Genomic DNA, 25,170 nt, shown 5'->3' on the forward strand with positions numbered 1-25,170 from the left:
CCTCGGGCTTTCATCGTTGAGGTGTCCGAGGGGTGGTCGTAGACGCGGAAAGGTGCTCCTGACCTGGAAGAATAGGGCTTACTTAGGGTCCAATTCTCCAAGGTCGAAGGAGCACCTTCAGGGTGAACACTACCGGGTTGTATCCGCGGGTGCAGGTTGATGTCGCGCCGAGTGCGGCGGTGGGGCAGGCGGGTGGGGTGCTGCTGACCGAGACGGTCCGCGCCACCGGCCTGGACCGGGCCCTGTCGCAAGCGCTGGGACCGTGGCGGCGCCCGTTGGCGCAGCATGATCCAGGCAAGATCCTGCTCGACCTCGCGCTGACACTGGCTGTGGGCGGGGACTGCCTGGCCGACGTCGCTGCGGTGCGGGCCGAGCCGGACGTCTACGGTCAGGTGGCCTCGGATCCCACGATCTCTCGCCTGCTCGCGCTCCTGGCCAGCGATGTCGATGCTGCCGAACGCGCGATCAACACCGCCCGCCGCCGCGCCCGCGAGGCGGCGTGGGCTCGGGCCGGCAGCCATGCCCCGAGCCATCACGTCACCGCGAAGAACCCGCTGGTCATCGATCTCGACGCCACCCTCGTGACAGCTCATAGCGAGAAGGAGAACGCACGAGCGACGTTCAAGAAGGGATTCGGGTTCCACCCCCTGCTGGCCTTCGCCGACCACGGCGAAGGCAGTGGTGGGGAGATGCTGACCTGCCTGCTCCGGCCCGGGAACGCGGGCTCGAACACGGCTGCTGACCACAAGACCGTGATCAGACAGGCGCTGGCCCAAGTAGGGCTGGGGCCCAGGCCGGGGAAGAAGGTGCTGATCCGGATCGACGGTGCTGGCTCCACCAAGAAAACCATCGAGGAGCTGGTCAAACGCCGGGTCTCGTACTCGGTGGGATTCACGTTGCCCGCCAACACCCCGGAGGTCTACCGGATCATCCCCGAGCATGTCTGGGAGCCGGCCTATGACCCCGACGGCACCCCACGAGAAGGGGCGGACGTGGCCGAGCTGACCGGACTGCTGGACCTCAAGGACTGGCCTGAGCAGATGCGGGTCATCGTCCGCCGCGAGCGACCGCATCCCGGGGCGCAGCTGCGGTTCGAGGACGTCGACGGTTACCGCCTGACGGCGTTCGCGACCAACACCACGCAAGGCCAGTTGGCGGACCTGGAAGTGCGCCACCGTCGCCGTGCTCGCTGCGAGGACCGGATCCGGGCCGCGAAAGACGCTGGCTTACGGAACCTGCCGCTGAAATCCTTCGCCCAGAACCGGATCTGGTGCCAGATCATCGCTCTGGCCAGCGAAATCACTGCCTGGATGGGCCTGCTCGGCTACGCCGACCAGCCCGCCCGGCGGTGGGAGCCCAAACGTTTGCGCCACCGCTTGTTCCAGGTCCCCGCGACCATCGCTCGGCATGCCCGGCAGCGGGTCCTGCATCTCTCGGACCGGTCACGCTGGGCCGGGATCATCCAGGCAGGCCACGCCCGCCTCACCGGCCTCCCCGCCCCGGCCGGATAGCTCCCGGCCCCGTCGCTGACCGCACTCCCCAAGGACCCTGGCACCGGAACGCCCGACCACCGCGACCGACACGCGGCGGACCGTCACACCCTCATGCCACAATCAGCTCGCGCACACCGGCAACGACGCCGGACACCGCCGCTCAGCAGCACCATGAAAGATCGAGGCTATGGCCGATGATGGTGCCGGCGGCGGAAGGAGTCTGCCGGAAAGGTGGCAGGCGATGAGCGCGGTGGGCACCCCGAAACGACGGATCGTGCAGGTCCTGGGGACTGTGGCAGCCCTCGTGATCGGCGTGAACGCGGTCCATGCCGCGTTCGGCAAGGACGACGGCGTCGGCGAGGTGGTCCGGGTCATCGACGGCGACACGATCGTCGCGCTCGTGGCGGGGGAGGAGACCACGATCCGGCTGCTGAACATCGACACCCCGGAGACCAAGCATCCCGGCCAGCCAGTGCAGTGCCTCGGTCCCGAAGCGACCGCGTTTCTCACCGACCGACTGCCCGAGGGCACCAAGATCCAGCTGGAATACGACCAGGAGCGGGAGGACCCTTACGGCCGCACTCTCGCCGGGGTCTTCGAATCCGATTCCCTGATCAATGCGGAGATCGCCGCAGCGGGCCTGGGGGTCCCCGTGGTGTTCAAACCCAACGATCGTTTCCTGTCGGAGGTGCGCAGCGCCGCGGCGGACGCCCAGGAGAAGGGACTCGGCCTGTTCGGCACCGAGACGGACTGCACGATCCCCGCCCAGCTGCAGACCCTCGCATCTGCGGCCGAGCAGCTGCCGGCGACGGTCGAGGGCGACCCGACGGACGCGATCGCGGAGGCCGCCACGGCGGTCGAGGACCTCGAGGTGTTCATCGACGCGATCGACCCCGACGGACTGCGGGGCCTGCACAATGCGGTGCTGGCTGCACCGCTGGTGAAGGACACCGTTCACCGCTGGCGTCAGGATGCCAAGGACGTGCACGAGCGCGCCGACAAGCGCCACGAGGAGTTGGAGGAGCAGGGGCGCGCGTACGCCGAAGAGCAGGAGCGGAAGAAGAAGGAGCGCGAGGAGCGGGAGCGGCGCGAGCGCGAGGAACGCGAAGAGCGAGAGCGCAAGGAACGCGAAGAGCGCGAGGAACGCGAGCGGCAGGAGGAGCGCGAGCGTGCCGCCCGATCGACCCCCGCCCCCGCGCCGCAGCAGCCCCAGCCTGCCCCGCAACAGCCCCAGCCGGCCCCGCAGCAGCAGAAACCTGCCCCGGCCCCGCAACAGCCTGCCCCAGCGCCCCAGCCTGCGCCCCAGAAGCAGTCCTCGGGCTCGGACGGCTCGAGCTGCGTCCCCTACGGACCGGAGATTCCCCACGCCGATGATGGCGGGTACACCGGGAAGCGCTACGGCATGCCAGGCGGCAAGACGTTCCGCAAGTGCCGCTGAGCTCGCGGCGCCGCGGCCCCTCATCCCCCCAGCTCGAGCACCCGGATCGCGAGCTGCACGCGGTTGGTGACGTCGAGCTTGTGGTACATCCGCCCCAGGTGCGTCTTCACGGTCGCGACGGACATGTACAGCTGCTCGCCGATCTCCTGGTTCGTCAGGCCCTGGGCGACCATCCGCGCGACCTCCCATTCCCGCTCGGTCACGCCTTCGGGCACGGCCCCGCTGCCTGTCCCCGCCGCCCCACTGCTCCCCGCAGCCCCGCCGGGCCCGGCAGTCCCGTCCGCGGCGAGGCGTACGAGGCGCCCCAGCGCATCGGGGGAGAAGCGGGCCCTGTCGCGCGCCGCATCGAGCACCGCGTCCACCACTTCTTCGGGCGGGGAGTCCTTGAGCAGGAAGGACACGGCGCCGCCGCGCAGGGCCTGCAGCAGGAAGTCGTCGGTGTCGAAGGCGGTCAGCATCACCACGCGCGCCCTGGATCCCTGGTCGCGCAGGGCCTGCAGGGTCGCCAGCCCGTCTCGGCGCGGCATGCGGATGTCCAGCAGGATCACGTCGGGCTTCAGTTCACGGTCGCGCACGAGCGCCTCATCGCCGTCGGACGCCTCACCCACCACCTCGATGCTGCGCGCCCCGTCGATCATGAGCCGCAGCCCTGAGCGCATGAGCGCCTCGTCGTCCACCAGCAGCACCCGCACCTGCGGAGTGTTCGCGTCCATCATCGGCTCCTTGCTCACCACGGCATCCATGCTTCCATCCGGAACTCGCCCTGGTGCACGCCCCAGCAGGCGTCCCCGCCCAGCAGCCGGGCGCGCTCCTGCACCCCCACCAGGCCGTGGCCGGTGGACAGCACCGGGGTGGCCGACGGGTCACTGCCCTCCGCGACCGGGTTCGTGACCTGCAGCGTCAATCGCTCCTCGCCGCGGGCGAAGCGGATGTGGACCGCCTGCTCGGGGGCGTGCTTGGCGGCGTTGGCGAGAGCCTCCCCGAGGATCCGGCTGAGCGTCACGACGGTCGAGCGACCCAGGCTGCCGAGGTCGGCGCGCTCGAGCCCGTCCAGCTCGCAGGTGACGTCCTGCCCGGTCTCGCGGGCCCGCTCCACCGTCTCCTCGAGCGTGGGCACGGTCGCGAGCGGCGCCGTGGGATCTGCGCCATCGGCCCGCAGCGCCACGAGCACTTCGCGCAGCTCCCGGTTGGCCTCCTGCGCCGCATCCCGCACGGTCCCCGCCGCCTCCTGCAGCGTTGCGGGCGGCAGATCCTGCCGATACGTCATCGCGCCGGCGTGCATGGCGATCGCAGAGAGGTGGTGGGAGAGGCTGTCGTGCATGTCGCGGGCCAGGGCCGAGCGTTCCTCCGCCCGCAGCCGAGCCACTTCCGCGTCGCGTCCGCGGCGCAGCGCCTGGATCTCGCGGTCCGCGGCGGCAGCCCGCTCCTGCAGGGACAGCAGCAGCAGGCGGCGCGTCGCATCGGTGCGGCCCATCAACAGCGGCACCAGGGCGAACAGGGCGATCACCCCCAGCAGCCCGAGGGAGGACAGCACGGGGCGTTCGAAGTAGGCCCGCCCGGTGTACAGCTCGATGCCCAGCTGCGCGCCCGCGGCCCCCACCACGAGCGAGGTCGCCAGGATGTCCAGGGGGAGCCGCCGCTGCTGCCCCACCCGGTACAGGGCGAGCACCCCCACCGGCATCAGGCTGATGCTCACCCCCATGGCCGCGGCGATCAGCAGGTACAGGCCGAGCACCAGTCCGCGGGTGCGCACGAACCGCAGCGGCCCGATCGCCAGGGACCCGAGCAGCCCGACGAGAGCGGCGATCAGCCAGAGCGTGAGCGGCAGGGTCGGCATCGCGTTGCCGCGCTGGTCCACGTGGTCTTCGAGCAGGAATCCCAGGTCCAGCAGGGCCGTGACGAGCGTCGCCAGCAGGATCCCGAGCGACTGCGCGGCGGCGACGCCCCAGGCCCGCGCGGTGCGCGCAGGCGGCGGGGGTGCGGACAGTGCATCAGGATCCATGCAGGCCACAGTAATGATCCGACAGCCCCGGGGGCGTCGGCCGATCGGCTGACACCGGAAGGTGGAGGGGGCGCGGCCGGGTGGCGGAGGGACACGAGCCGACGGGCCGATCCGCCGCCGTCCGGCCCGGACACCGCCCGGGTCTCCTTCCCGCACCTGCCCCGCGCTCTCGGGCATCGCCGCATCTGGTGGCGATCCATCGTGATGCTCCTGGTCACCGCAGTGTCCTACGGCGTGGGGTGGCGGATCCCCGGCTCCCTCGAGCAGGGCGAGGTGAGCTGGCCGATGTTCCTGACCTCCGTGCTGCCGACGGTGGTACTGACCGCCGGGCTGTGGATCTGGTTCAGCCTCCGCGAGAACCTGGCGCTCGCCGAGTCGCTGCGCGGCCGGCCCTGAACCACCGGGCGGCAGGCCCTGAATGACCGCGCCGACGGGTCACTGCGCGCATACCTCACAGGTCCGGCAGGGCCACGGTGATGGTGAGGATCAAGGCCGACGGCGGCTCGCTCCCGCTCGCCGGATCGCGTGACGCGGCGCTGTGTGACGCTGCGCTGAGTGACGCTGCGCTGAGCGTGCCCGTCACCGTCCCGCCCAGCTGCTCCACGAGGGCCTTCACGATCGCGAGCCCCAGCCCGCTGCTGCGCCCAGCCCGGGTGCCGCCAGTGGTGCGGAAGCGTTCGAACAGCGCCGCGGGATCCACGTCGATCCCCATCGGCACCCCATTGCTCACCTGCAGCACGAGCCCGCCACCACCGGGGACGCCGGGTTCAAGGCTCACGTGCAGCGTCCCGCGGCCGTGCTGGACGGCGTTGCGCAGCAGGTTCTGCACGATCCGCGTGAGCTTCTCCCGGTCCGTCGTGAGAGGCAGTGAGGCCGGCGCAGAGACCTGCGCCTCCAGGCCCGCCGCTTCAATCGGCGCGGTCATCCCCAGCAGACACTCACCCACCAGGACGGACGCATCCACGCTCGCCACGGCGAGGTCCGGCGCGGAATCCAGCAGGTAGGCGTACTCGTACAGCCGGTCCACGAGCGCTCCCATCGCCCGCGCCTGCTCATGCGCCACCTGCACCTTCTGGCGCTGCTCGGCGGTCAGCTCGCTGCGCTCCAGCAGCTGCAGGTACCCGCGGATACTGGTCAGCGGGGTGCGCAGATCATGGGAGATGTCCGCGATGAAGGAGCGGATCCGCCGCTCCTCGGCACGGCTGCGGGAGGTGGCCTCCCCGGCCCGACGCACCGCAGCGTTCACCTCCGCGGTGAGCCCCTCGAGAGCCGGGACCACGAGCGCGAGGGTGCTGGGCTCGTGCCGATCCTGCTGGCGCTGCTGCCGCAGCTCGCGGCGGACCCGTCGGACCTGGGCGAGCACGAGAGCCAGGTAGGCGGCGGTTCCCAGCCAGGCGAGGGCCAGCAGACCCGCGAGCACCTCCACAGCCTCACCTCATCTCGCTGCCCGGCGCCACGCGGCTGCCGTCGGCCCCTATTTCACATCCGCCCTGCGGAACAGTATCCAGGCCAGCAGACCCATCAGGGCGATGAAACCGACGCAGACCCCCATCGTGACCAGCAGATCCCCCGCGCTCGTCTCCGGCAGCGGCACCCGCTCGGGGTGATAGGGGGTCAGCGCCACCAGGGCATCCAGGCCCTCGACCTCCGCGAGCTTGCCGCCCACGAGGTCACCGAGGAACCCCCACACGAAACCGATCGCCATCACCACCAGAGGCCGACGCAGCCACACCGCGAGCGGCAGACACACCGCGAGCTTCGCCGCCATCACCACCCCGGTGACCAGACTCAGCCCCAGCACCCCGGCGGCCCGCGCGAACGTCAGCTCCTCCGGGGCGGCCAGCAGCAGCGGGATCGTGGAGGGCACCGCGGGCACGAAGTCCGTGCCGACCATCCGGCCGACCACCACCGCCACCCCGTACGGCAGCATCAGCGCTGCGATGACCAGCGGCGCCAACACCGTTTTCGCGCCGATGAACGCGCCGCGCCCGGCCGCCAGCAGCGCCGTGTGCACGGTGCGGGTGGTGAAAGGCTGGGCGATGATCACCCCGTACAGCAGCGGCCCTAGCAGCGAGATGAGCAGCACGTCGCTGAGCCCCTGCACGCTGCTGGCTGCGCTCGTCGGCAGCTGTCCGGCGGCCAGCGCATGCTGCAGCCACGTGTAGAGCGCGGCGGCGAGGGCGCTCGCCCCCAGGCACAGCCACACCGTGGCCCCGTGGCGCAGCGCGAACAGGTCCGCGCGGATCTGGTTGATCATCGTCCCTCTTCTTCCCCGGAGGCATGCTCTGCTGTGGTCTCGCTGGCGCTCCCGCCCACGACGGACAGGAAGTAGCTCTCGAGCGATTCCCCTTGCTGGGCCAGATGCGTCGGCCACACATCACGCGCCACCAGCTCCCGCAGCACCTGCTCAGGCTGATCGGCGCGGTCCACGAGCCGCACCGTCCCATCGGGCAGCACCGTCATCTCCGGGTCCCCGAACGCCTCCCGCAGCGCCGTGACCAGCAGCTCCGGGGAGGCCGCGGTGATCTCCAGGGCGCTGCGGGTGCGGTCCACGAGCTGGTCGTGAGTGAGGGTCTGCAGGATCCGCCCGGCGTCGATGATGATGTGGTCGGTGGCGGTCTGGAACAGCTCGGGCAGGTTGTGGCTGGAGATCAGGACAGTCAGCCCCCGCTCGAGGGCGAGCTCGCGCACCAGCTGCCGCACCTGCACCACGCCGAGCGGGTCCAGCCCGTTGACCGGCTCATCGAGCACCAGCAGCTGCGGGTCCCCCACCAGGGCAAGCGCGATCCCCAGGCGCTGCCGCATCCCCAGCGAGAAGTCCCCGGCATGTTTGCGGCCTGTGTCCGCGAGCCCCACCAGCTCCAGCAGCTCCTGCTCGCGGACATGCCCCGGATCGGGGATGCCGCGCATGATGCGGTGCAGCCGCAGGTTCTGCGCGGCTGTCATTCCACCGTGCAGCGCCGGGGATTCGATGAGCGTGCCGATCCGCCGCAGATCCTCCTGCCGCGGCGCATCCGCCCCGGAGTCGAACAGCTCGACCCGCCCCGCGCTCGGCCGGGCGAGCGCCGTGATTACCCGCATGAGCGTGGTCTTCCCCGCGCCATTGCGGCCGATCAGCCCGTACACGCGCCCGCGCTCCAGGCGCAGATCCACCTGATCCACGACTCGATGCGCGCCATACACCTTGGCCAGCCCTTTGGTGACCAGCACCGGCTCGCCCATCGGCCCCACCTCCTGCACCTGCTGTCTATGGCGTCGAACCTATCCAGCAGGGGTGGAGCCTAGGTGGTGTTTGCACCGGTGAGGGTGGAGAAAAGGTGGAGAGGGTCGACGGGGCTGGGCCGACGGGGGCTGACGGGCTGGGCCGACGGGGTTGGGCCGACGGGGGCGGAGCGGATCGACCTCTCAGCGGCACGAGCCCTGCATCGTGCACGCTCTGTGCCGCTCACAGGTCGAATCCCTCCGCCTACTGCGCGGTCACTGGGCCGGCACCGCCCGCAGCCGGTACCCGAGCCCCCACACCGTCTCGATCGGGTCTTCCGCTGGGGCGGCTTCGCGCAGCTTGCGGCGCAGATGCGACAGGTGACTCTTCATGGAGGCATCGTCGCCTGGGAAGGGCTGGTTCCAGATCGCCTCGTACAACCGCGGCCGCGAGAGCACCTGCCCGGGCGAGGCCATGAGCAGGTGCAGGATCGCCAACTCCGTGGCGGTGAGCGTCACCTCCACCCCGTCGATGAATGCCCGCCCGGCCGCGGGGTCCAGCCGCAGCGCCCCATGCTCGAGCACCCGCGGCACAGGGGCCGCCCGACGCCGCAGCAGCACCTCCACCCGCGCGGTCAGCTCCGTGAGGTCGAAAGGCTTGGTGACGTAGTCATCGGCGCCCAGCCGCAGGATGTCCACCTTCGTGTACACCGCGTCCTTCGCCGAGAGCACCAGCACCGGCACATCGCTTATGTGCCGCAACTCGGCCAGCAGTACTGAGCCGTCCACGTGCGGAAGCATGAGGTCCAGCACCACCAGGTCGATCCCCTCGCGCTCCACCTCGCGCAGCAGCTGCCGGGCCGCCAGCCCGTCGCGCGCCCCGCGCACCTGATGCCCCTCAGCGCGCAGCGTCTCCTCCACCAGGGCGTGCACCTCGGGGGAGTCCTCGATCAGCAGGATCTGCGCCATCACGCCATCCTCGCGCCCCGGTGGCGAGCTTCACTGCGCCGATTCCGGCCGCGTCCTACAGTGGTCGGGTCATGTGCCGACTCTTCGCTCTCCACGCCGATGCCCCCGTCACCGCCGAGTTCTGGCTGCTCGATGCGCCATACTCCCTGGTCAACCAGTCGCGCTTCAATGCCGACGGCACCGGGATCGGCTGGCTGGACGAGAGCGGCGAGGCGCGGGTGGCCAAGCGCCCCGTGGCCGCCTACGCCTCTGAGCGCTTCCACACCGTCGCCACGCGCCTGCACACCCGCGCAATGATCGGCCACGTGCGGCTGTCCTCCGGGACCGTCCACACCGACGAGAACACCCACCCCTTCCTGCAGGACGGCATCATCACCGCCCATAACGGTGTGCTCGAGGTGACCGATGAGCTGCGCGAGCGGGTGCGGGAGCTGGGCGCCGCCCATCACGTCCACGGCACCACCGACAGCGAGTGGATGTCCGCGCTGGTCACCGGGGAGGTGGTGCGGCACGACGGGGATCTGCGCGCCGGCGTCGAGGCGGCGCTGCAGTGGATCGGCAACCACTGCCCCGTGTACTCGGTGAACCTGCTGGCCATGAAGGACGGTGAGCTGGTGGCGGTGCGCCTGCCGGCCACGAACGAGCTGTGGGTCCTGGAGCGCACCGCCACCGCCGAGAATCCCCGCGAGGCGCTCGAGCAGTCCTCCCAGACCCTGCGCGCGCACAGCGATGACCTCACCGATGTGCGCAGCATCGTCATCGCCTCGGAGCCGATGGACGATGACCCGGCGTGGCGACTCATGGACTCCGGGGAGCTGCTGCACATCAGCGCCGACGGCGCCGTGAGCTCCGAGCGGCCCTTCGGCGCGCTCGCCCATCCGCTGCAGATCGAGGACCTGGGGCTCTCCGCCGCAGCCTCGCAGGCGCATGCCGCGCAGGGCCGGGCGCAGGCCGAGCGGCGGCGCCGCCTGGCCGCCGAGCGCGCGGCCTGAGGGCGCGGGGACAGCGGGGCCCCCGGGGCTGACCCGAGAACCCCGCCGGCCTCAGCTGCGGATCGCGTCGATCACCTTGATGCGCGTGGCGATCAGGGCGGGCAGCGCCCCCGCGAGCACACCCACTGCCGTCGCTGCGGCAAGCCCCATGAGCACCGCCTCGACGGGGAACGGCGGAATCTCCACCAGCCCGTTCCCGCGCAGGAAGTCCGTGACCCACGGCGATTTCATGAGCGCCACCGCGGCGGTGACGCCGACGGCGCCGGCGATGACCGTGGCGACCACTGACTCCATGAGCACCCCCACGAAGATCCGCCCACCGGTTGCGCCGTAGGAGCGTCGGATCCCGATCTCCCGCACTCGGTATCGCACCGTCACCAGCGAGATGTTCACCAGCCCCAGGGCGCCCAGCACCAGGACCACCAGTGCCACCGCGGTCACGCCGGCCTTCACTGCGCCGAGCCCCTGGTCCTCCTCGCTGATGGAGGATTCGGAGACGTCGAAGGAGCCCGCCGGGGTGCTTTGCAGCCGCGAGGCCAGCAGGTCCCGGATCTCCGAGCTCTGCTCCGCGGGCACCCACACCCGGAAATCGCTGACCATCGGCGCCTCGTCCCGGCCCGGCAGGGAGCCCATCGCTCCCGCTGGGATGTACGCCTGCAGCCAGTCGCCCTCGGACGACTCCACCACGCCCACCACGATCATCTGCGCAGAGTCCTCCGCGCCCCGCGGCCCGTACACGGTGACCGGCTCGGTGCCCAGCTCCGGGCGACCCAGCACCTCGTACAGCGCTTCATTCACCACCAGGGCGGGGGCCAGGCGCTGCTGATCGGAGTCGGCCAGCCAGCGGCCCTGCTGCATCTGCACCCGGAACATGGCCCCGTAGGCCGGGTCCACGCCCATCGCCTCGGTGTAGCGCACCCCGCTCGGGGTCTGGATGCGCAGCTGGTCGTTGACGACGCGGGTGCGCTGGGTGATGCCCATCTGCTCGAGTTCCTGGAGCACCACCTCATCGGCGGGAGGTGCGCCCTCGGACCCCTCTCCCATCGAGAAGATCTGCAAGGTGGCGTGCCGGCCGGTCCACTGCTCCTGGGACTGCTGCAGCGCCCCGGAGAGCATCGACCCGCCGCCCATCACGAGCGTCAGCGCGAACACCGAGAACGCCACGCCGATCAGGGACAGCAGGATCCGGCCCTTGTTGACGCGCAGCTCCCCGTAGGCCTCCACGATGGAGGCGATCAGCCCGGTCATGCCACCGCCTCCCGTCCGGCGCGGATGCCGACGGTCCCGGCCAGCGCATCGCGCGCATCGGCCGAGGCGACATCATGCAAAGTGCCCTCATCCAGCAGGAAGGAGCGCTGCGACATCGCCGCGACCTGCAGGTCATGGGTGATGGTCACGAGCGCTGCATCACAGTCGCGGGCGATCTCATCCAGCAGCCCCATCACCGCCTCTCCGGTGGTGACATCGAGCGCGCCGGTGGGTTCATCGGCGAGGATCAGCCGCGGGGAGCGCACCAGGGCGCGGGCCACCGCCACGCGCTGCTGCTCACCGCCGGAGAGCTTCGCGGGCATCTGCTGGGCGCGACCGGCGAGCCCCACTCGTTCCAACATCTCCATCGCGAGTCTCTCGCGCCGCCAGAACTTCCCGGCCGATGCGTACATCAGCGGCATCATCACGTTCTCGAGCGCGGTGCGGCCATCGAGCAGGTTGAACTGCTGGAACACGAAGCCGATGGAGGCGCCGCGCAGCCGGGCCCGCCGCCGCTCGGGCAGGCGCGAGACGTCCATGCCGTCGAACAGCAGCTCTCCGCCGGTCTGCCGGTCGATCAGACCCAGCAGGTTCAGCAGCGTCGTCTTGCCGGAGCCGGAGCGGCCCACGATCGCGACGTTCTCGCCGCGGTGCACGGTCAGGTCCACGCCGCGCAGAATGTGCAGGTCCTCGCCATCGGGCAGGCGCACTGAGCGGCGCAGATCGCGCAGCTCGAGCAGGGGCGGGTGGGGCGCAGCGGGCACCGGGGGAGCATCGGCCCCCTGGGGCGCGGGATCTGTGTGGGGCGCGCTCACCACATGCCGCCCATCGGGTCCTCGGGCGAATCCACGCCGGGGGCGAACTCGAGGATCTCCTGCCCCTCCTCGAGGCCCTCGGTGATCTCGACCATCCCGTCGTCGCGCTTGCCCAGGGTGACATCCACGGGTGCGGGCGCGCCGGTGGCGTCATCGAGGACGAACACCTGCCCGCTGGTGCCCTCCCCGACGACGGCCGTGGCGGGCGCCAGCAGCACATCATGCGCCGAGCCGAGGTTCACCATCATCGGCACCGTGAGCGCCGGGACCACCTTCGCGTCCTGCGGCACCGGGCACACGATCTGCGCGGCCGAGACGTTCGAGCCGGGGTCCACGGGCATCCCGTCGGGTCCGTAGATCTCCTCCTCACTCGGGGACTCGGTGGCCTTATCGGGGTCCACCTCGGTGTCCTCGGCGATGCTCGGGTCCTTGCAGGTCAGCGGCTCATCGGAGCCGGGCAGGGTGAGGGAGGCCTTGAGCTTGATGTCCAGCAGGGACAGCTGCTGCTCGGGGGTGAGAGAGGCGACGGCCGAGTACGTGCCGGGCGAGATGCTGCCCAGCCCATCGCCCTGCCCGATGCTGTCCCACTCCTCGACCTCGAGGCCGCGCACGGTGCCATCGGCCGGGGCGTAGAGATTGATGTAGCGGTACTGCGGGGCGGGGGCCGCAGGCTCCGGGGCGGGTGCGGCGTCGGCGCCGTCCGCGGCCTCGGGGTCGGTGGGGTCCGCGGGCTCGGCAGGCTCCGGGAGCGAGGCGCCCTCCTCCACGCGCACCTGCAGGATCCGATCGCCCTTGGCAACTTTCGTCCCATTCGGCGCCCAGATCTTCGTGATGTCCCCGCTGGCGTTCGCTTTCAGGGCGGTGCCGGGATCGGGGGTGATCACCGCATCCAGCTCGAGGGAGGAGCTCACGTCACCGCGCTGCACCGGCACCGTCGCGTACGCGTCCACGGTCGCCTCGGGGAACACAGGGTCCTCCTGCGCGCCCGACGCCGTACTGGGGAAGAACGCGATCTTCACCAGCGCGAGGGCGATCACGGCCAGGATCACCATCCAGACGAGGGGGAAGACGTAACGCCGCAGGGTCTCCATCGAGTGCCTTTCGCAGGGGTCGGCGCGCGGCCGACGGGGATTTGCTGAGCATATTCTGAACGACCGATGGTCGCTGCGGCGTCCGTCCTTAGGATGATTCTTCCCGGAGCTGGCCCGGAACGGGCCCGGAGGGAGCCCGGAGGTGGGCATGCCAGTCCTGCTCGCCCCTGCCGGCCCGGCTCGCGCTACCGTCAAGGCATGACCGCGCGCACCTCCGTCCCTGATCCGCTTCTGCTGCTGCCTCTGCGCCAGCGCATCGTCGAACGGTCCCTGGGGGTGCGGGCGCTGCACCTGCATCGCGCCGGGCAGGCGGAGGTCTCGCACCGCTTCGTCGATGACACCCCCGAGAACCTCTGGTCCATCTCCAAGACGGTGACCGCGCTCGCCGTGGGCATCGCGCAGGCCGAGGGGCTGCTGAACCTCGAGGAGCTGGTCAGCGAGCATCTGCCCGCGCCGGAGGGCGGCTTCGGCACCGGCTGGGATCAGGTGCGGCTGCGCCACCTGCTGACCATGACCTCCACCTCCCCGATCCTCGCCTTCCTCGATGAGGAGCGCGAGCATGCGGACCTCACCGGGCTGATCCTCTCCACGAACCTGCAGGGCACGCCGGGGGAGCGGTGGGAGTACTCCAACGGCTCGATCCTGCTGGCCTCCCGGGTGATCACGGAGCGCACCGGGCAGAGCATGCGCGACTGGCTGATGCCGCGCCTGTTCGAGCCGCTCGGGATCCTGAACCCGCAGTGGTTCACCACCCGCGACGGCCTGACCTGGGGCGCGACCGGTCTGCACCTGAAGAGTGGGCAGCTGGCGCGAATCGGCCGGCTCCTGCTGCAGCGCGGTCAGTGGGAGGGTGAGCAGCTGGTCCCGGCGGAGTGGATCGACCTCATGCACGCCCCGCAGACGTGGGTCGCCACCGGTGATGTGGAGCCCGAGAGCGCCGGCTACGGGCTCGGCGTCTGGCGCTGCACCCCCGCGGGGGCCTGGCGGGCCGACGGCGCCTACGGCCAGTTCCTGCTGGTCCTGCCGGAGCAGGAAGCGGTGCTGACCGTGACCAGCCACCTCGAGGGCACACCCGGTGCAGAGATCATGCGCGCGGTGTGGGAGGAGCTGCTGCCCCTCCTGTGAGGCCCGCCCGGCACGCCTGCCCCTGCCCCACCGCGCGGCCCAGCCTCACCGCCCCGCCGGGCCTGCCCCCGCCGGGCCCGTGCTGTCTCGCACCACGAGCTGCATCGGCTGCCGGGGCGGTGGCTCCACCTCCGCAGTGGGGTCGCGGTCGATCAACCGTGTCAGCAGCTCCACGGCAGCCGCGGCCTTCGCCTCGATGTCCTGGCTGATCGTCGTCAGCTGCGGCCGGATCCAGCGGCCCGCGGCCACGCCGTCGAAGCCCAGTAAGGAGACCTGTCCCGGCACGGCCACGCCGCGATCCAGCAGCGCCCCGACCATCTCCGCAGCGAGCACATCGCTCGCCGCCACGACCGCCGTCGGCTGCTCCGGCGCCGCCAGCAGCTGCTCCACCACGCGCGCCGCAGATCCCGGTTCATGGTCCGCATCCAGCAGCGGTCCCAGCGCCGCCCCGGCAGCGGCGTCCACGGCATCGCGCAGTCCCGCGAGCCGCCGGGCCACCACGCCGCGCGCGGATCCCAGCGGGCCGGCGAAGGCGATCTGCCGATGCCTAAGGCCCAGCAGGTGCTCCCCGGCCAGTTGCCCGCCGCCTTCGTCGTCCACGCCCACGCCGGTGACCTGGGCGTCGCTGGAGTAGTTGTCGATGAAGACCAGCGGGCGGGGCTGGGTGCGCTGCAGCTCGTTGACTTCGTCGGCCACGGAGCCGTAGACGATCAGCCCGTCGGTGCGCCAGGAACCCAGCGCGCGGGCGGTCGCGACGACGTCCGCGCTTGAGTCGGTGATGAAGGAGAATCCGGCGGCGGTAGCGGCGCGCTCGACGGCGCCCACGAGGATCGCGTCATGCGGGTTCTCCAGCAGAGAGCGGCGCTCGTCGGGGTGATGGACGACGAGCCCGATCATCCGTGAGCCGTTCGCGGCCAGCGAGCGGGCGGGGGCGTCGGGTACGTAGTGCAGTTCGTCGATCGCGGCGCGGACCTTGTCGATCGTGGCCTGGGAGACCTTGCGGTGGCGCCCGTTGATGACGTTGGAGACGGTCATGCGGCTCACGCCGGCGGCGGCGGCGACCTCGCGCAGACTGCTCACCGGGTCTCCTCGCGCCGCGTCGTCAACCGTCCGGTCCATTCTTGACCGCCTGTCAGTGAGACCTTACTCTCACCAGAGGTGTACCGGTAAACCTTCGGGAGGTCTACACACCTCGGGACGCCCCGAGCTACCTCGCGACACCTCGAGACCACACGTCTCCCGATGACCGCCATCTTCGTCGGCCATCCCGACCGGAGGCCCGGTACCCAGCGAGCTCCGGTCTCGCCCCCTGGGGCAGGCAGCGCCGTCCGCCCCCTGATGACCACGGAGGACACCATGACCACCCCCACCCCTCGCCCCTCGCACAGTCCGCGTCGGCGCACCGTGATCGGCGGTGCCGCGGTCGCCGCGGTCCTCCCGGCCCTCGCGGCCTGCGGCGGCGGTGACCCGTCGGAGAAAGCCAAGGAGGATGTGGCCGCCTCGGAGGAGGTCGAGCTGCCCACCTACAGCGAGCAGCAGGCCGTGGAACCGGACTACCCGAGCGTGAACGGCTCCACCCCCGGGTACACCACCTACCCGCAGGAGCGCCCGGTCACCGTCGAGGAACCGCCCGGCAGCGGCGGCACCTTCACGCTCATGACCCCCACCTGGTCCGCCGTGCAGTCCAACCTCTCGAACGACTTCACGAAGGGCCTGAACGAGGCGCTCGGCGCGACTCTCGAGTACCAGATGACCACCGGCAACGATTACCGCGACAAGCAGGCCGCGGTCTTCGCCTCCCCGAACGACGTAGCGGACTGGGTGGCGGTGTTCGGCTGGAATCCACCGCCGCGCTTCTCCCAGGCCGTGGAGTCCGTGTTCCAGGACCTCACCCCGTTCCTCAGCGGCGACAACATTTCCCGCTGGCCCAACCTCGCGAACCTCCCCACCCCCGCCTGGGAGTTCGGGATTTTCAACGGCAAGCTGTACGGCATCCCCGTGCCCGGCGAGATCGTGACCGACGCGATCTTCCACCGCGCAGACATCTTCGACTCGCTGGGCCTGGAGGCGCCGCAGACCGCCGAGGAGTTCCTCGAGGTGTGCCGCGAGCTCACCGATCCGGGGGCGAACCGCTGGGCCACCAACGACATGAACGTCGGCGCACCGAACCTCCTGTTCGGTGCCCCGCCGGACTGGCGCGTGGACGACGGGAAGCTCGTCTACCGCTGGGAGACCCCGGAGTACCGCGAGGCGCTCGAGTTCCAGGTGAAGCTGTTCGAGGAGGGCCTGGTCCACCCCGATGTCGCCGCCGACACCGGCGATGCCAAGCAGCGCTTCGAATCCGGGCAGGTGGCGATCCACTATGACGGCGTCGGCGCCTGGGGCGAGGCGATGAAGCGCGTACAGGCCTCCAACCCCGAATACCGGCAGGCCCCGCTGTCGGGCACTTCCGCCGGGGGTCGGGAGCCCATCCGCTACAAGGGCAGTGCCGCGAACTTCTTCAGCTTTCTCAAGAAGTCCGATGACCAGTCCCGCATCGAGGAGCTGCTGGGGATCGCGAACTACCTCGCCGCCCCCTTCGGCACCGCCGAGTGGGAGCAGGTCAACTTCGGCACCGAGGGCGTGCACTTCAAGCGCGGCAAGGACGGCGTCCCCGAACCGACGGAAGCTCTCGGCGAGCAACACCCGGGAGTGCTGTCCACCCTGGTCACCGGCCCGGTGTCCAAGTCCGACTTCACCGATGCCGAGCACGTCAAGCAGTACTGCGAGTGGATGGCCGGAGAGACGGAGTACATGGTCGAAGGGCCGTTCTATGGCCGGCAGGTGCCGCGTCCGCCCGAGTACGCGGCGCTCGACCAGCCGATGTACGACCTGGAGAAGGACGTGGCTCGCGGCCGCAAGAGCATGGATGACTTCGATCAGGCCGTGGAGAAGTGGCGCAAGGACGGCGGCGACAAGATGCGCGAGTACTACCAGGGCGTGCTGGACGAGATCGAGCAGTGAGCGAGTCGATTCAGCGCGCTGAGACAGCCCCGTCGGACCAGGAGAATCCCGCGGGGCGTCCCGGGGACCGGGGCCGATGGGCCCGATCCCGCCCGTCGGTCCAGCGCCGGAAGGTGCCGCTAGGCAAACGCCTGGCCCGGGACTGGCCGCTGCTGGTGATGGTCCTGCCGGCGGTGGCGCTCATGATCCTGTTCATGTACGTGCCGATGTTCGGCAACATCATCGCCTGGCAGTCCTACTCGCCGTACGTGCCGCTGTTCGAGAACCCCTGGGTGGGCTGGGACAACTTCATCCGCGTGTTCACCACCGAGTCATTCCGCCAGGCGCTCGTGAACACGCTGCTGATCACCACATTCCAGCTGGTGTTCTACTTCCCGGTGCCGATCCTGCTGGCGCTGCTGATGAACTCGATGCTCACCCCGTGGCTGCGCACGACGATCCAATCGATCGTGTATCTGCCGCACTTCTTCTCCTGGGTGCTGGTGGTGACGATCTTCCAGCAGATTCTGGGCGGAGCTGGCCTGTTGAACCGGATCCTGCGGGACGCCGGCATGGAGCCGGTGGAGATCATGACGAACCCGGACACGTTCCTGCTGCTGGTGACCTCGCAGGCGGTGTGGAAGGACGCCGGCTGGGGGATGATCATCTTCCTGGCGGCGCTGTCGACGGTGGATCCCACCCAGTACGAGGCCGCCGCGGTCGATGGCGCGGGGCGCTTCCGCCGCATGTGGTCGATCACCCTGCCGGCGATCCGTCCCACGATCATCCTGCTGCTCATCCTGCGGCTCGGTGATGCGCTGACCGTTGGCTTCGAGCAGCTGATCCTGCAGCGTGGCGCGGTGGGCGCGGGCGCTGCGGAGGTGTTGGACACCTACGTGTACTACCAGGGCGTGATCGGCGGCGACTGGTCCTATGCGGCCGCGGCCGGACTGATCAAGGGCGTGGTCTCGCTGGCGCTGGTGCTGGGCGCGAACAAGCTCGCCCACGCCTTCGGTGAGGCCGGGGTGTACCAGAAGGAGGCACGATGACCAGCGACTCTGCCAGCACGGGCATCAGCCGCGAGACCGTGCCGCTGGCCCAGGAACCGGATGGCCCCACCCGTACGCTGCGCCCGCGCCGCTCCAGTCGGCGCCCCGTATGGGATGAGGGTCCGGGGCCGCTGGAGAGCATCGGGCGCGTCCTGGTGCTCACCGGCATCGTGGCGGCCGTGCTGCTGCCGCTGTACACCGTTGTGCTCACCTCGCTGTCCACGGATGCGACGATCAACCGTGCCGGCGGGATGGTGCTGATCCCGGGGGAGCTGACCCTCTCGGCCTATTCCTCGATCCTCAGCGGCGGCGTGGTGACCCGGTCGATCCTGGTGAGCATCGGCGTGACGACGGTGGGCACGATCCTGTCCACCACCGTCTCGGTGCTGGCCGCGTACGGGCTCAGCCGCACCACCTCGCTGCTGCACCGCCCGATCCTGTTCCTGTTCATCATCACGATGTTCTTCTCGGCCGGGATGATCCCCACCTACCTGGTGGTCTCGAACCTCGGGCTGATCGACTCGTACCTGGCGCTGATCCTGCCCGGCGCGGTCTCCGCCTTCAACATCCTGATCCTGCGGGCGTTCTTCATGGGCATCGACCAGGGGATCCTCGAGGCCGCGCGGATCGACGGGGCGGGGGAGTTCCGGATCCTCACCGGAATCGTGCTGCCGATGTCCACGGCCGTGATCGCGGTGGTGGCGCTGTTCTACGGCGTGGGCTACTGGAACGCGTTCTTCAACGCGATGCTGTACCTGCAGGACAGCGCCAAGTGGCCGCTGCAGATGGTGCTGCGCTCCTATGTGCTGGAGGGCGTGGAGCTGCCGGGCAGCGAGCTCACCCCGGCTGGGGTGGCCGGCTCGCAGCCGCCGGCGAGCCTCGCGGTGAAGATGGCGATCGTGGTGATGGCGCTGGTGCCGATCCTGCTGGTCTACCCCTTCGTGCAGCGTCACTTCACCAAGGGCGTGATCTTCGGGGCGATCAAGGGGTAAGGCGCGCGGCGGCATCGTCGCCCATGGCCGGGCACTGGCCCAGCCCGGCCTCGCCCACTCCGTGCACCCGCGCGTCGAGGGGCTCGAGCCCGGTACCGAGCACTTCTACCGCTTCCGGGTGGGTCGCGAGCTCAGCCCCGTCGGCCGCTTCCGCACCCTGCCCGCCGCGGGCGAGACCCCGGGGTCGTTCTCCTTCGGGCTCGTCTCCTGCCAGGTCTGGTACCACGGACACTTCACCGCCCACCGCCATCTCGCGGCGGAGGAGGACCTCGACCTGGTCGTCTTCGTCGGCGACTACATCTACGAGTACGGCATCACGGAGACGAACCTGTGGCGTCAGGGGACCGAGGTGGGCGAGGCGCACCGCGTCGAGATCGAAACGCTCGAGCAGTACCGCCTGCGCTACGCCCTGTCCAAGTACGATCCGCACCTGCAGGCCGTGCACGCCCGCACCGCGGCGGTCGCCGTCTGGGACGACCACGAGGTGCAGAACAACTACACCGGCCCCCTCTCCGACACCGGCATCGGCGAGGAGGACTTCGCCCACCGGATCGCGGTCGCCTATCGCGCGTTCTACGAGAACATGCCGCTGGACGTCGCCGCGCTGCCCGAGGGCCCGGACACCGACATCACCGCCGGCTTCGACGTCGGCACGCTCAACCGCTTCTCGTTGCTGGACTCCCGCCAGTTCCGCGACGCGGAGCCGGTCGACGCCGCCGAGCAGCAGCGCGAGGACCGCACCATCCTCGGCGCCGCGCAGGAGGAGTGGGTCGGGGAGCGGCTCGCGGACTCCGAGGCGACTTGGAACCTGCTCGCCAACGGCGTGGTGCTGGTGCCGATCAACGAGAAGAGCACCGACATGTGGGACGGCTATCCGGCGGCACGCCGGCGCCTGCTCGCCCAGATGGCCCAGGCGCAGAACCCGGTGATGCTCACCGGCGACATCCACAAGCACGTCGCCGCCGAGATCCCCGCCGACCCGACGACCCGGGCGAGGAGCGGCTGGGCGTGGAGCTGGTGTGCACCTCGGTCGCCTACGACGGGGACGGTGCCGAGGACGCAGGCAGCCCCGGGACCTGGCCCCGGCACGACTACGTGAAGCTCTACGACGGCCGACGCGGTTACGTCCACGTGCGCCTCACCCCCGAGGAGATGGTCTCCAGCTTCCACGTCGTGGAGTGGATCGAGGTCGACGACACCGCCCCGAAGCAGCTCGCCGCCCGCTTCACCACCCCCGCGGGCGAGCCCCGCCTGATCCCGGCCTGAGCCGGACGAACGAGAACCGCCATGAGCCCGCGCCCCGCCGTCGTCACCGGCCTCGTCGACGAGCCCGCCGTCGTCGCGATCTCCCTGACCTGGAATTCGCTCGGCTTCGACCCGCTGATCGACCACTACCGCATCTACGGCCTCCCCGGCGGGACGGCCCCCGACACGGCCGACGAGTCCGCGCTGCTGGGCAAGACCGTCTACCCCCGCTTCCGGTACACCGGCCTGGACGTCGCAGGCGAGACCTGGACCTATGCGGTCCTCGCCGTCACCGACCCGGGGGAGCGGGGCGAGCCCTCCGCCCCAGTCACCGCCGCCTCCGAGCCCTCGGTCACCGCGACCGGGACCCCGGTCGCGACCAGCGGGGCCTTCGACGGCCGCACCCTCGAGCACCTCCTCGCCCCGGCCTACTACGCGCAGATCCCCGAACGGTTCCCGGACGCGCTGATCGAATACGTGGAGGGCACCGACCAGCCCGGCGGGGCCTGGCCCTACCTGCTGCCCGGACCGGGCGACGCCTGGGCCGGCGGCAAGCCCTACCGCGCCCGCTGGACCGTGACGCTCGATGCCGCGCCGAGCGAGAACCACGACCTGGCCCTCTGGCTCGTGGACACCACCCGCCTCGGAGGCCTGCTGCGCATTGCGGCGAACGGCGAGCACGTCACCGATCTCGAGCTGCCGATCGGTGCGACCCGCGGCTCCCGCGAGGGCGACGCGACGGTGCCCGGCACGCCGCCGCGCCGCGCCCTGCTCGAGCTGCCCGTCCCGGCCGCCGCGCTGCAGCAGGGGCAGAACGTCATCGAGCTCGAGCTCGCCGAGGGCGGCTGGGTCGCCTGGGACGCGCTGGGGCTGTTCGCGCGGGGATGAGACCGTGAGCTGGCATCAGAAGCAGGTCGTCTTCGCCCCTATCACAACCTCGACTCTGACGGTACGACTCGCTCGGTGACCATCGCCGATCTCCCGTTCGAGCAACTTGCCCCGTACACGACGAGTCAGTGTGCGCTAACCGCGATCTGGTCTGTATCGACCTTCGATGAGGACCCGGATGTTGAGCAGTGGCCTACTTCCTCGGCTCCGACGCCGAAGACAGCGGTTCCGTATGACCGCACCTGCCCGTCGATCGCAGCTTAGGCCTGCTCGTCCACGGCATCAACGACTGGCCCTTGGTGGAGATGGTTCGCTTCGGCGCCCACGTACTGCTGAGCCTCATCGGGGGCTGCTGAGGAGTGGCGCAGACCAACCCAGTCTGGTCCTCTCTCCTGACCCCCTTGTGCCCCAACAGGCTCTAGATCCGGAAAAAACTTCCCCCACGTTCGAGTCTGTTGCTAGACTGCCGGTGTGATTCTCTCCTTCGCCGTCACGAACTTCCGCAGCTTCGCCGGGACAGCGGAGCTGGACCTTACGTCGCCCGCACTCCGCACAGTTACGCCTCGCGGCGACCAGTCCTGGCCTGCGGTAGTCGAGCCTGTCGCAGCTGTCTACGGGCCGAACGCCTCTGGGAAGTCGACGGTCCTTGACGCGATCAATGCTCTCGCGCACTCGCTACGCACCCCTGGGTCTGGTCGGTTCTACCAGCCTCATGCCGGGACGGCTGAGTCGGACCCCTGTACCGAGTACCACGTTGACTTCGTCGCCGATGGCGTGCGGTACAGCTATGCAGTGTGTGCTGCCGCCTGGGGGATCAAGCATGAAGAGCTGCGGTCAGCGCCGAAAGGTACCTCCCGTCTCTTGTTCCGGCGTTCCCAAGCGAGGCGTGATGCCGAGGTTGACTTCACCCCGGGGCCCTCGCTTACTGGGCCTACTGCTGAGGTTCGGCGCATCACCAAGCCGTCGATGCTCTTCCTGGCGACCGCGCACCGTTATGGGCATGACCGACTTGCTCCGGTCGCGCGAGCACTCCTTGCTGGGGTGGGGATCGATCACCTCTCCTTCCGGGAGCGTCAGGACGAAGAGGTGCTCGAGCGCGTGGTCATGGAGATGGTGGCGGCTCCAACGAGTCAGGTTGACCTGGTGAAGGCTCTCGTTCAGGCGGCTGATCTTGGTATCGACAGTCTCGAGATTCGAACTGAAGAGATTCCTCCAGAAGTCCAGGAAAGGATCGCTCGAGTTCTCCGTGCGATGGAAGATGGCGATGACGACACATCGGTGGAAGCGCCGGCGCTGCGAGATGTCGTGGTCTTCAAGCATCGGGGCCCTAATGGGGATACTTTCGATCTGCCGGTCAGTTGGGAGAGTTCCGGAACGGTTACCTGGCTAACGACGGCATGGCATGCCCTAGATGCGCTCCGCAACGGCACAATGCTGCTTGTTGACGAACTTGACGCAAGTCTGCATCCCGCCTTGGCTAGGTACGTTGTGGAGCTCTTCATTAATTCAGAGATGAACACCAGGGGGGCTCAGTTGATCTTCTCATCCCATGATACGACGTTATTAAATAACTCCCCCGTTCGCCTGCTCGACCCGCGTCAAGTGTGGTTCGCGGAGAAGGATGCGTCAGGCATTTCTGAGCTGTTCTCTCTGGATGACTTTGATAACAGGGCGGGAAATAACAACGAGCGTCGGTATCTCGCTGGGGCGTTTGGGGCGGTGCCCAATATCGACGATCGTCTGCTACAGACGTTCTTGAGTGCCCCGCGAGAGTTCGAGGGGCTGGATAATGGCTGAGCGCCGAAGGGGTCGATCTAGACGACCGGGCCGGCTGGCGCGGCGCACGATCCTGCTTGTCACCAATGGGGAGGTTACAGAGAAGAGGTATCTCGATGAGCTCAAACAGCGAGCTCCTGCGCGCGAGCTGGGCCTGGCGATCACCGTCAAGGTGGTGCCGGGAGAGCCGCCGAGCGTCCTCAAGAAGCTCGCGAGCCCTAGGGGAGACACCTCATCGTTTGACGAGGTGTGGTTCGTTTTCGACGAGGACGGGCATGATCGGCGCGACATCTATGTGGAGTGCGCGAGGCGCTCGGGCCGAAGGCAGAAGTGGTGCGCAATCGTGTCCCGCCCCTGTTTTGAGGTCTGGCTGATCGCGCACTACGAGCAGGTGCGCAGCTATGCGGACCAGACGAAGGCGCAAGCGCATTTACGTAGTTTGATGGGAAAGAATGTCCCGGCGAAGCAGTTGCCGCAAAATTTCCCTTTCGAGGAAGCTGAGGCCGCAATCGAGCGTTCGCGCCTCCCGGGGGTTGATGCGGAAATTTCGATAGAGGCATTGCCTCCCAGTCCTGGTAGCGGCATGCCGCACCTCCTAAGGCGGTTGGGACTTGCAGATGAAACTATTCCCTAAGGCTCGACCGAGAAGTAACGGAATAATTGCCATTTTCCCTCGCGAGTTCGGCAGGGCCGGCAATGGAGGTTGGGGGTGGAGTGACGTTAGTGGTGTGCTGGCTCCTAGGGTGTTTCAGACGGGGACAAGTTGCCACCCAAGTCCCGCGACGGTGAGTTGCGAGGCCTGCGTGGGATCGGGACGATTGGAATCGCGTACGCGCATCGTCTTCTAATCGGCAATGCAGGCCGCAGTGAACATAGTTAGATCCTCCGACACGGACTGTGTTTGCTATATACCCCATGCGGATTAGGGGTTAGGGTCTCTTCTGTAGTTCTATATTGTTCGTTGTGCGCCCAATTTAGGGCTCTTCAGAGTTGAGTGTGGGCGCGCCGGTGGTGCGGGGTGTCCCGCGTCAGACTGTGTGGCAGAGCCCGTTAGTTGTGGGTCTGACCTGAAGGAGTCTGATCATCATGGCCCGACCACCCGTCGTTGCAGTGGAGGAGAAGGTCCGTATCGTCCTGTCGATCCTGGCGGGCGAGGTGACCGTTGCAGAGGCTGCTCGCCGAGCGAAGGTCTCCGAGCAGTCCGTAGGTAACTGGAAACGGCAATTCCTCGAAGGAGGGCGCTCTGGCGTAGCTGCCGGGAAATCGAAACCGAGCAGCCGCGAGAAACAGCTCGAGGAAGAGATAGCGGATCTCACCCAAGCGCTTGGCGAGGCTCACCTCGAAGCCCGCGTATGGAAGAAAAGCGCTGAGGGGCGCCTGGGCCCTTCGAGGACCTCGAGGTGATCCGCCAGGAAGCGGGCATGTCAACCTCGAGGTTCTGTGAATTATTCGACATGCCCGAGCGGACCTGGCGTCGCTGGCAATCTCGCCACCGGCACGGTGAAAGCGTTCGCGGTCCGTGGCCCACGCCCGCACGCGATGCCGTCCATGACATGGTTATCGAGAAGGCGCAGAAACATCCCGCCTGGGGGCATCGGAAGATCTGGGCGATGACCAGATATGAGGGCGGGCAGGCCTCAGCGTCCACCGTCATGCGGATCATGCAGGACGCGAACCTCCTGCTGCCCACCAACTACCAGAAGCAGCAACGCGACCTGGCAGGCGCCAGGAGAGCGGCGTTCGCTGAGGCACCCACCGGAGCGAACCAGGTGTGGCAGCTGGACTTCAGCGAGTTCGAAACTATATCAGGGGGTGTGTGGCGGTGGTGTCATAGCGTCGAAGCAACACCCCCGGTCGGCGGGGG

General features: G+C 69.1%; 24 protein-coding genes and 2 pseudogenes. 16 read left to right on the forward strand and 10 right to left on the reverse strand.

Features of this window, described 5'->3' with window-relative positions:
- Positions 1 to 122 precede the first annotated feature (122 nt).
- A complete protein-coding gene (locus CJ197_RS14105; RefSeq protein ID WP_102237372.1) occupies positions 123 to 1,511 on the forward strand; it encodes an IS1380 family transposase in 1,389 nt (462 codons plus the stop codon).
- Between the two features lie 223 nt (positions 1,512 to 1,734).
- The gene (locus CJ197_RS14110; RefSeq protein ID WP_199173952.1) at positions 1,735 to 2,931 is read left to right on the forward strand and encodes a thermonuclease family protein; all 1,197 of its coding nucleotides are present in this window, start codon (positions 1,735 to 1,737) and stop codon (positions 2,929 to 2,931) included.
- A 20-nt stretch (positions 2,932 to 2,951) separates the two neighbouring features.
- Here CJ197_RS14110 and CJ197_RS14115 read toward each other — a convergent pair whose 3' ends face one another.
- Complete coding sequence (locus tag CJ197_RS14115; RefSeq protein WP_233190999.1) at positions 2,952 to 3,644, reverse strand: response regulator transcription factor; 693 nt, start codon at positions 3,642 to 3,644, stop codon at positions 2,952 to 2,954.
- A gap of 14 nt (positions 3,645 to 3,658) precedes the next feature.
- Positions 3,659 to 4,933, reverse strand: coding sequence for a histidine kinase (locus tag CJ197_RS14120; protein WP_158239518.1), 1,275 nt, complete (start codon positions 4,931 to 4,933; stop codon positions 3,659 to 3,661).
- A gap of 201 nt (positions 4,934 to 5,134) precedes the next feature.
- Between CJ197_RS14120 and CJ197_RS14125 the strand changes: the two genes are divergently transcribed.
- Positions 5,135 to 5,329, forward strand: a complete 195-nt coding sequence (locus CJ197_RS14125; RefSeq protein ID WP_146007788.1) for a hypothetical protein — start codon at positions 5,135 to 5,137, stop codon at positions 5,327 to 5,329.
- Between the two features lie 55 nt (positions 5,330 to 5,384).
- Here the strand turns inward: CJ197_RS14125 and CJ197_RS14130 are convergent, their stop codons facing one another.
- The 4 genes from CJ197_RS14130 to CJ197_RS14145 all read right to left on the reverse strand — a co-directional run bounded on the left by CJ197_RS14130 (position 5,385) and on the right by CJ197_RS14145 (position 9,103).
- The gene (locus tag CJ197_RS14130; protein ID WP_102237377.1) at positions 5,385 to 6,359 is read right to left on the reverse strand and encodes a sensor histidine kinase KdpD; all 975 of its coding nucleotides are present in this window, start codon (positions 6,357 to 6,359) and stop codon (positions 5,385 to 5,387) included.
- Positions 6,360 to 6,407: 48 nt separating this feature from the next.
- Entirely contained in the window at positions 6,408 to 7,190 is a 783-nt protein-coding gene (locus CJ197_RS14135; protein ID WP_102237378.1) for a hypothetical protein, read from the reverse strand.
- Positions 7,187 to 8,155, reverse strand: a complete 969-nt coding sequence (locus CJ197_RS14140) for an ATP-binding cassette domain-containing protein (RefSeq protein WP_102237379.1) — start codon at positions 8,153 to 8,155, stop codon at positions 7,187 to 7,189. Before CJ197_RS14140 ends, CJ197_RS14135 begins: the two co-directional genes overlap by 4 nt.
- Positions 8,156 to 8,410: 255 nt before the next feature.
- Positions 8,411 to 9,103, reverse strand: coding sequence for a response regulator transcription factor (locus tag CJ197_RS14145; protein ID WP_102237380.1), 693 nt, complete (start codon positions 9,101 to 9,103; stop codon positions 8,411 to 8,413).
- A 71-nt stretch (positions 9,104 to 9,174) separates the two neighbouring features.
- Here CJ197_RS14145 and CJ197_RS14150 point away from each other — a divergent pair, with 71 nt between their 5' ends.
- The gene (locus CJ197_RS14150; protein WP_102237381.1) at positions 9,175 to 10,095 is read left to right on the forward strand and encodes a class II glutamine amidotransferase; all 921 of its coding nucleotides are present in this window, start codon (positions 9,175 to 9,177) and stop codon (positions 10,093 to 10,095) included.
- 51 nt (positions 10,096 to 10,146) lie between these two features.
- Here the strand turns inward: CJ197_RS14150 and CJ197_RS14155 are convergent, their stop codons facing one another.
- Genes CJ197_RS14155 through CJ197_RS14165 form a run of 3 tightly spaced genes read right to left on the reverse strand, consistent with a single transcriptional unit; the run spans position 10,147 to position 13,249 of the window.
- A complete protein-coding gene (locus CJ197_RS14155; RefSeq protein WP_102237382.1) occupies positions 10,147 to 11,343 on the reverse strand; it encodes an ABC transporter permease in 1,197 nt (398 codons plus the stop codon).
- Entirely contained in the window at positions 11,340 to 12,107 is a 768-nt protein-coding gene (locus tag CJ197_RS14160; RefSeq protein WP_233191000.1) for an ABC transporter ATP-binding protein, read from the reverse strand. Before CJ197_RS14160 ends, CJ197_RS14155 begins: the two co-directional genes overlap by 4 nt.
- A 47-nt stretch (positions 12,108 to 12,154) precedes the next feature.
- Positions 12,155 to 13,249 (reverse strand): efflux RND transporter periplasmic adaptor subunit, encoded by a 1,095-nt coding sequence (locus CJ197_RS14165; protein ID WP_102237383.1) that lies wholly within the window; start codon positions 13,247 to 13,249, stop codon positions 12,155 to 12,157.
- A gap of 198 nt (positions 13,250 to 13,447) precedes the next feature.
- Between CJ197_RS14165 and CJ197_RS14170 the strand changes: the two genes are divergently transcribed.
- The gene (locus tag CJ197_RS14170; RefSeq protein ID WP_102237384.1) at positions 13,448 to 14,374 is read left to right on the forward strand and encodes a serine hydrolase; all 927 of its coding nucleotides are present in this window, start codon (positions 13,448 to 13,450) and stop codon (positions 14,372 to 14,374) included.
- 45 nt (positions 14,375 to 14,419) lie between these two features.
- Here CJ197_RS14170 and CJ197_RS14175 read toward each other — a convergent pair whose 3' ends face one another.
- Complete coding sequence (locus CJ197_RS14175) at positions 14,420 to 15,454, reverse strand: LacI family DNA-binding transcriptional regulator (protein ID WP_158239519.1); 1,035 nt, start codon at positions 15,452 to 15,454, stop codon at positions 14,420 to 14,422.
- A gap of 276 nt (positions 15,455 to 15,730) precedes the next feature.
- Here CJ197_RS14175 and CJ197_RS14180 point away from each other — a divergent pair, with 276 nt between their 5' ends.
- The 11 genes and pseudogenes from CJ197_RS14180 to CJ197_RS14980 form a co-directional block, all read left to right on the forward strand.
- Entirely contained in the window at positions 15,731 to 17,377 is a 1,647-nt protein-coding gene (locus CJ197_RS14180) for an extracellular solute-binding protein (RefSeq protein WP_158239520.1), read from the forward strand.
- Positions 17,374 to 18,405, forward strand: coding sequence for an ABC transporter permease (locus CJ197_RS14185; protein ID WP_369801556.1), 1,032 nt, complete (start codon positions 17,374 to 17,376; stop codon positions 18,403 to 18,405). The genes CJ197_RS14180 and CJ197_RS14185 overlap by 4 nt, the downstream gene beginning before the upstream one ends.
- A complete protein-coding gene (locus CJ197_RS14190; RefSeq protein WP_102237387.1) occupies positions 18,402 to 19,397 on the forward strand; it encodes a carbohydrate ABC transporter permease in 996 nt (331 codons plus the stop codon). Before CJ197_RS14185 ends, CJ197_RS14190 begins: the two co-directional genes overlap by 4 nt.
- A gap of 61 nt (positions 19,398 to 19,458) precedes the next feature.
- Positions 19,459 to 20,496, forward strand: coding sequence for an alkaline phosphatase (locus CJ197_RS14195; protein WP_233191001.1), 1,038 nt, complete (start codon positions 19,459 to 19,461; stop codon positions 20,494 to 20,496).
- Positions 20,493 to 20,663, forward strand: coding sequence for a hypothetical protein (locus CJ197_RS15670; RefSeq protein ID WP_233191002.1), 171 nt, complete (start codon positions 20,493 to 20,495; stop codon positions 20,661 to 20,663). Before CJ197_RS14195 ends, CJ197_RS15670 begins: the two co-directional genes overlap by 4 nt.
- Positions 20,664 to 20,684: 21 nt before the next feature.
- Positions 20,685 to 21,530 carry a polysaccharide lyase family protein gene (locus tag CJ197_RS14200; protein ID WP_102237388.1) on the forward strand — a complete coding sequence of 282 codons (846 nt, stop codon included), beginning with the start codon at positions 20,685 to 20,687 and terminating at the stop codon, positions 21,528 to 21,530.
- A 471-nt stretch (positions 21,531 to 22,001) separates the two neighbouring features.
- Positions 22,002 to 22,400, forward strand: a pseudogene (locus CJ197_RS15950) (ATP/GTP-binding protein); the annotation flags it as partial.
- A 96-nt stretch (positions 22,401 to 22,496) separates the two neighbouring features.
- Complete coding sequence (locus CJ197_RS15675; protein ID WP_233191003.1) at positions 22,497 to 23,327, forward strand: ATP/GTP-binding protein; 831 nt, start codon at positions 22,497 to 22,499, stop codon at positions 23,325 to 23,327.
- The gene (locus CJ197_RS14210; RefSeq protein ID WP_102237390.1) at positions 23,320 to 23,940 is read left to right on the forward strand and encodes an RloB family protein; all 621 of its coding nucleotides are present in this window, start codon (positions 23,320 to 23,322) and stop codon (positions 23,938 to 23,940) included. The genes CJ197_RS15675 and CJ197_RS14210 overlap by 8 nt, the downstream gene beginning before the upstream one ends.
- A gap of 452 nt (positions 23,941 to 24,392) precedes the next feature.
- The gene (locus CJ197_RS14215) at positions 24,393 to 24,710 is read left to right on the forward strand and encodes a transposase (RefSeq protein WP_102237391.1); all 318 of its coding nucleotides are present in this window, start codon (positions 24,393 to 24,395) and stop codon (positions 24,708 to 24,710) included.
- 149 nt (positions 24,711 to 24,859) lie between these two features.
- Positions 24,860 to 25,170: pseudogene (locus tag CJ197_RS14980) on the forward strand (IS3 family transposase); the annotation flags it as partial.

The organism is Brachybacterium sp. UMB0905 (assembly GCF_002871795.1).
Taxonomy (GTDB): domain Bacteria; phylum Actinomycetota; class Actinomycetes; order Actinomycetales; family Dermabacteraceae; genus Brachybacterium.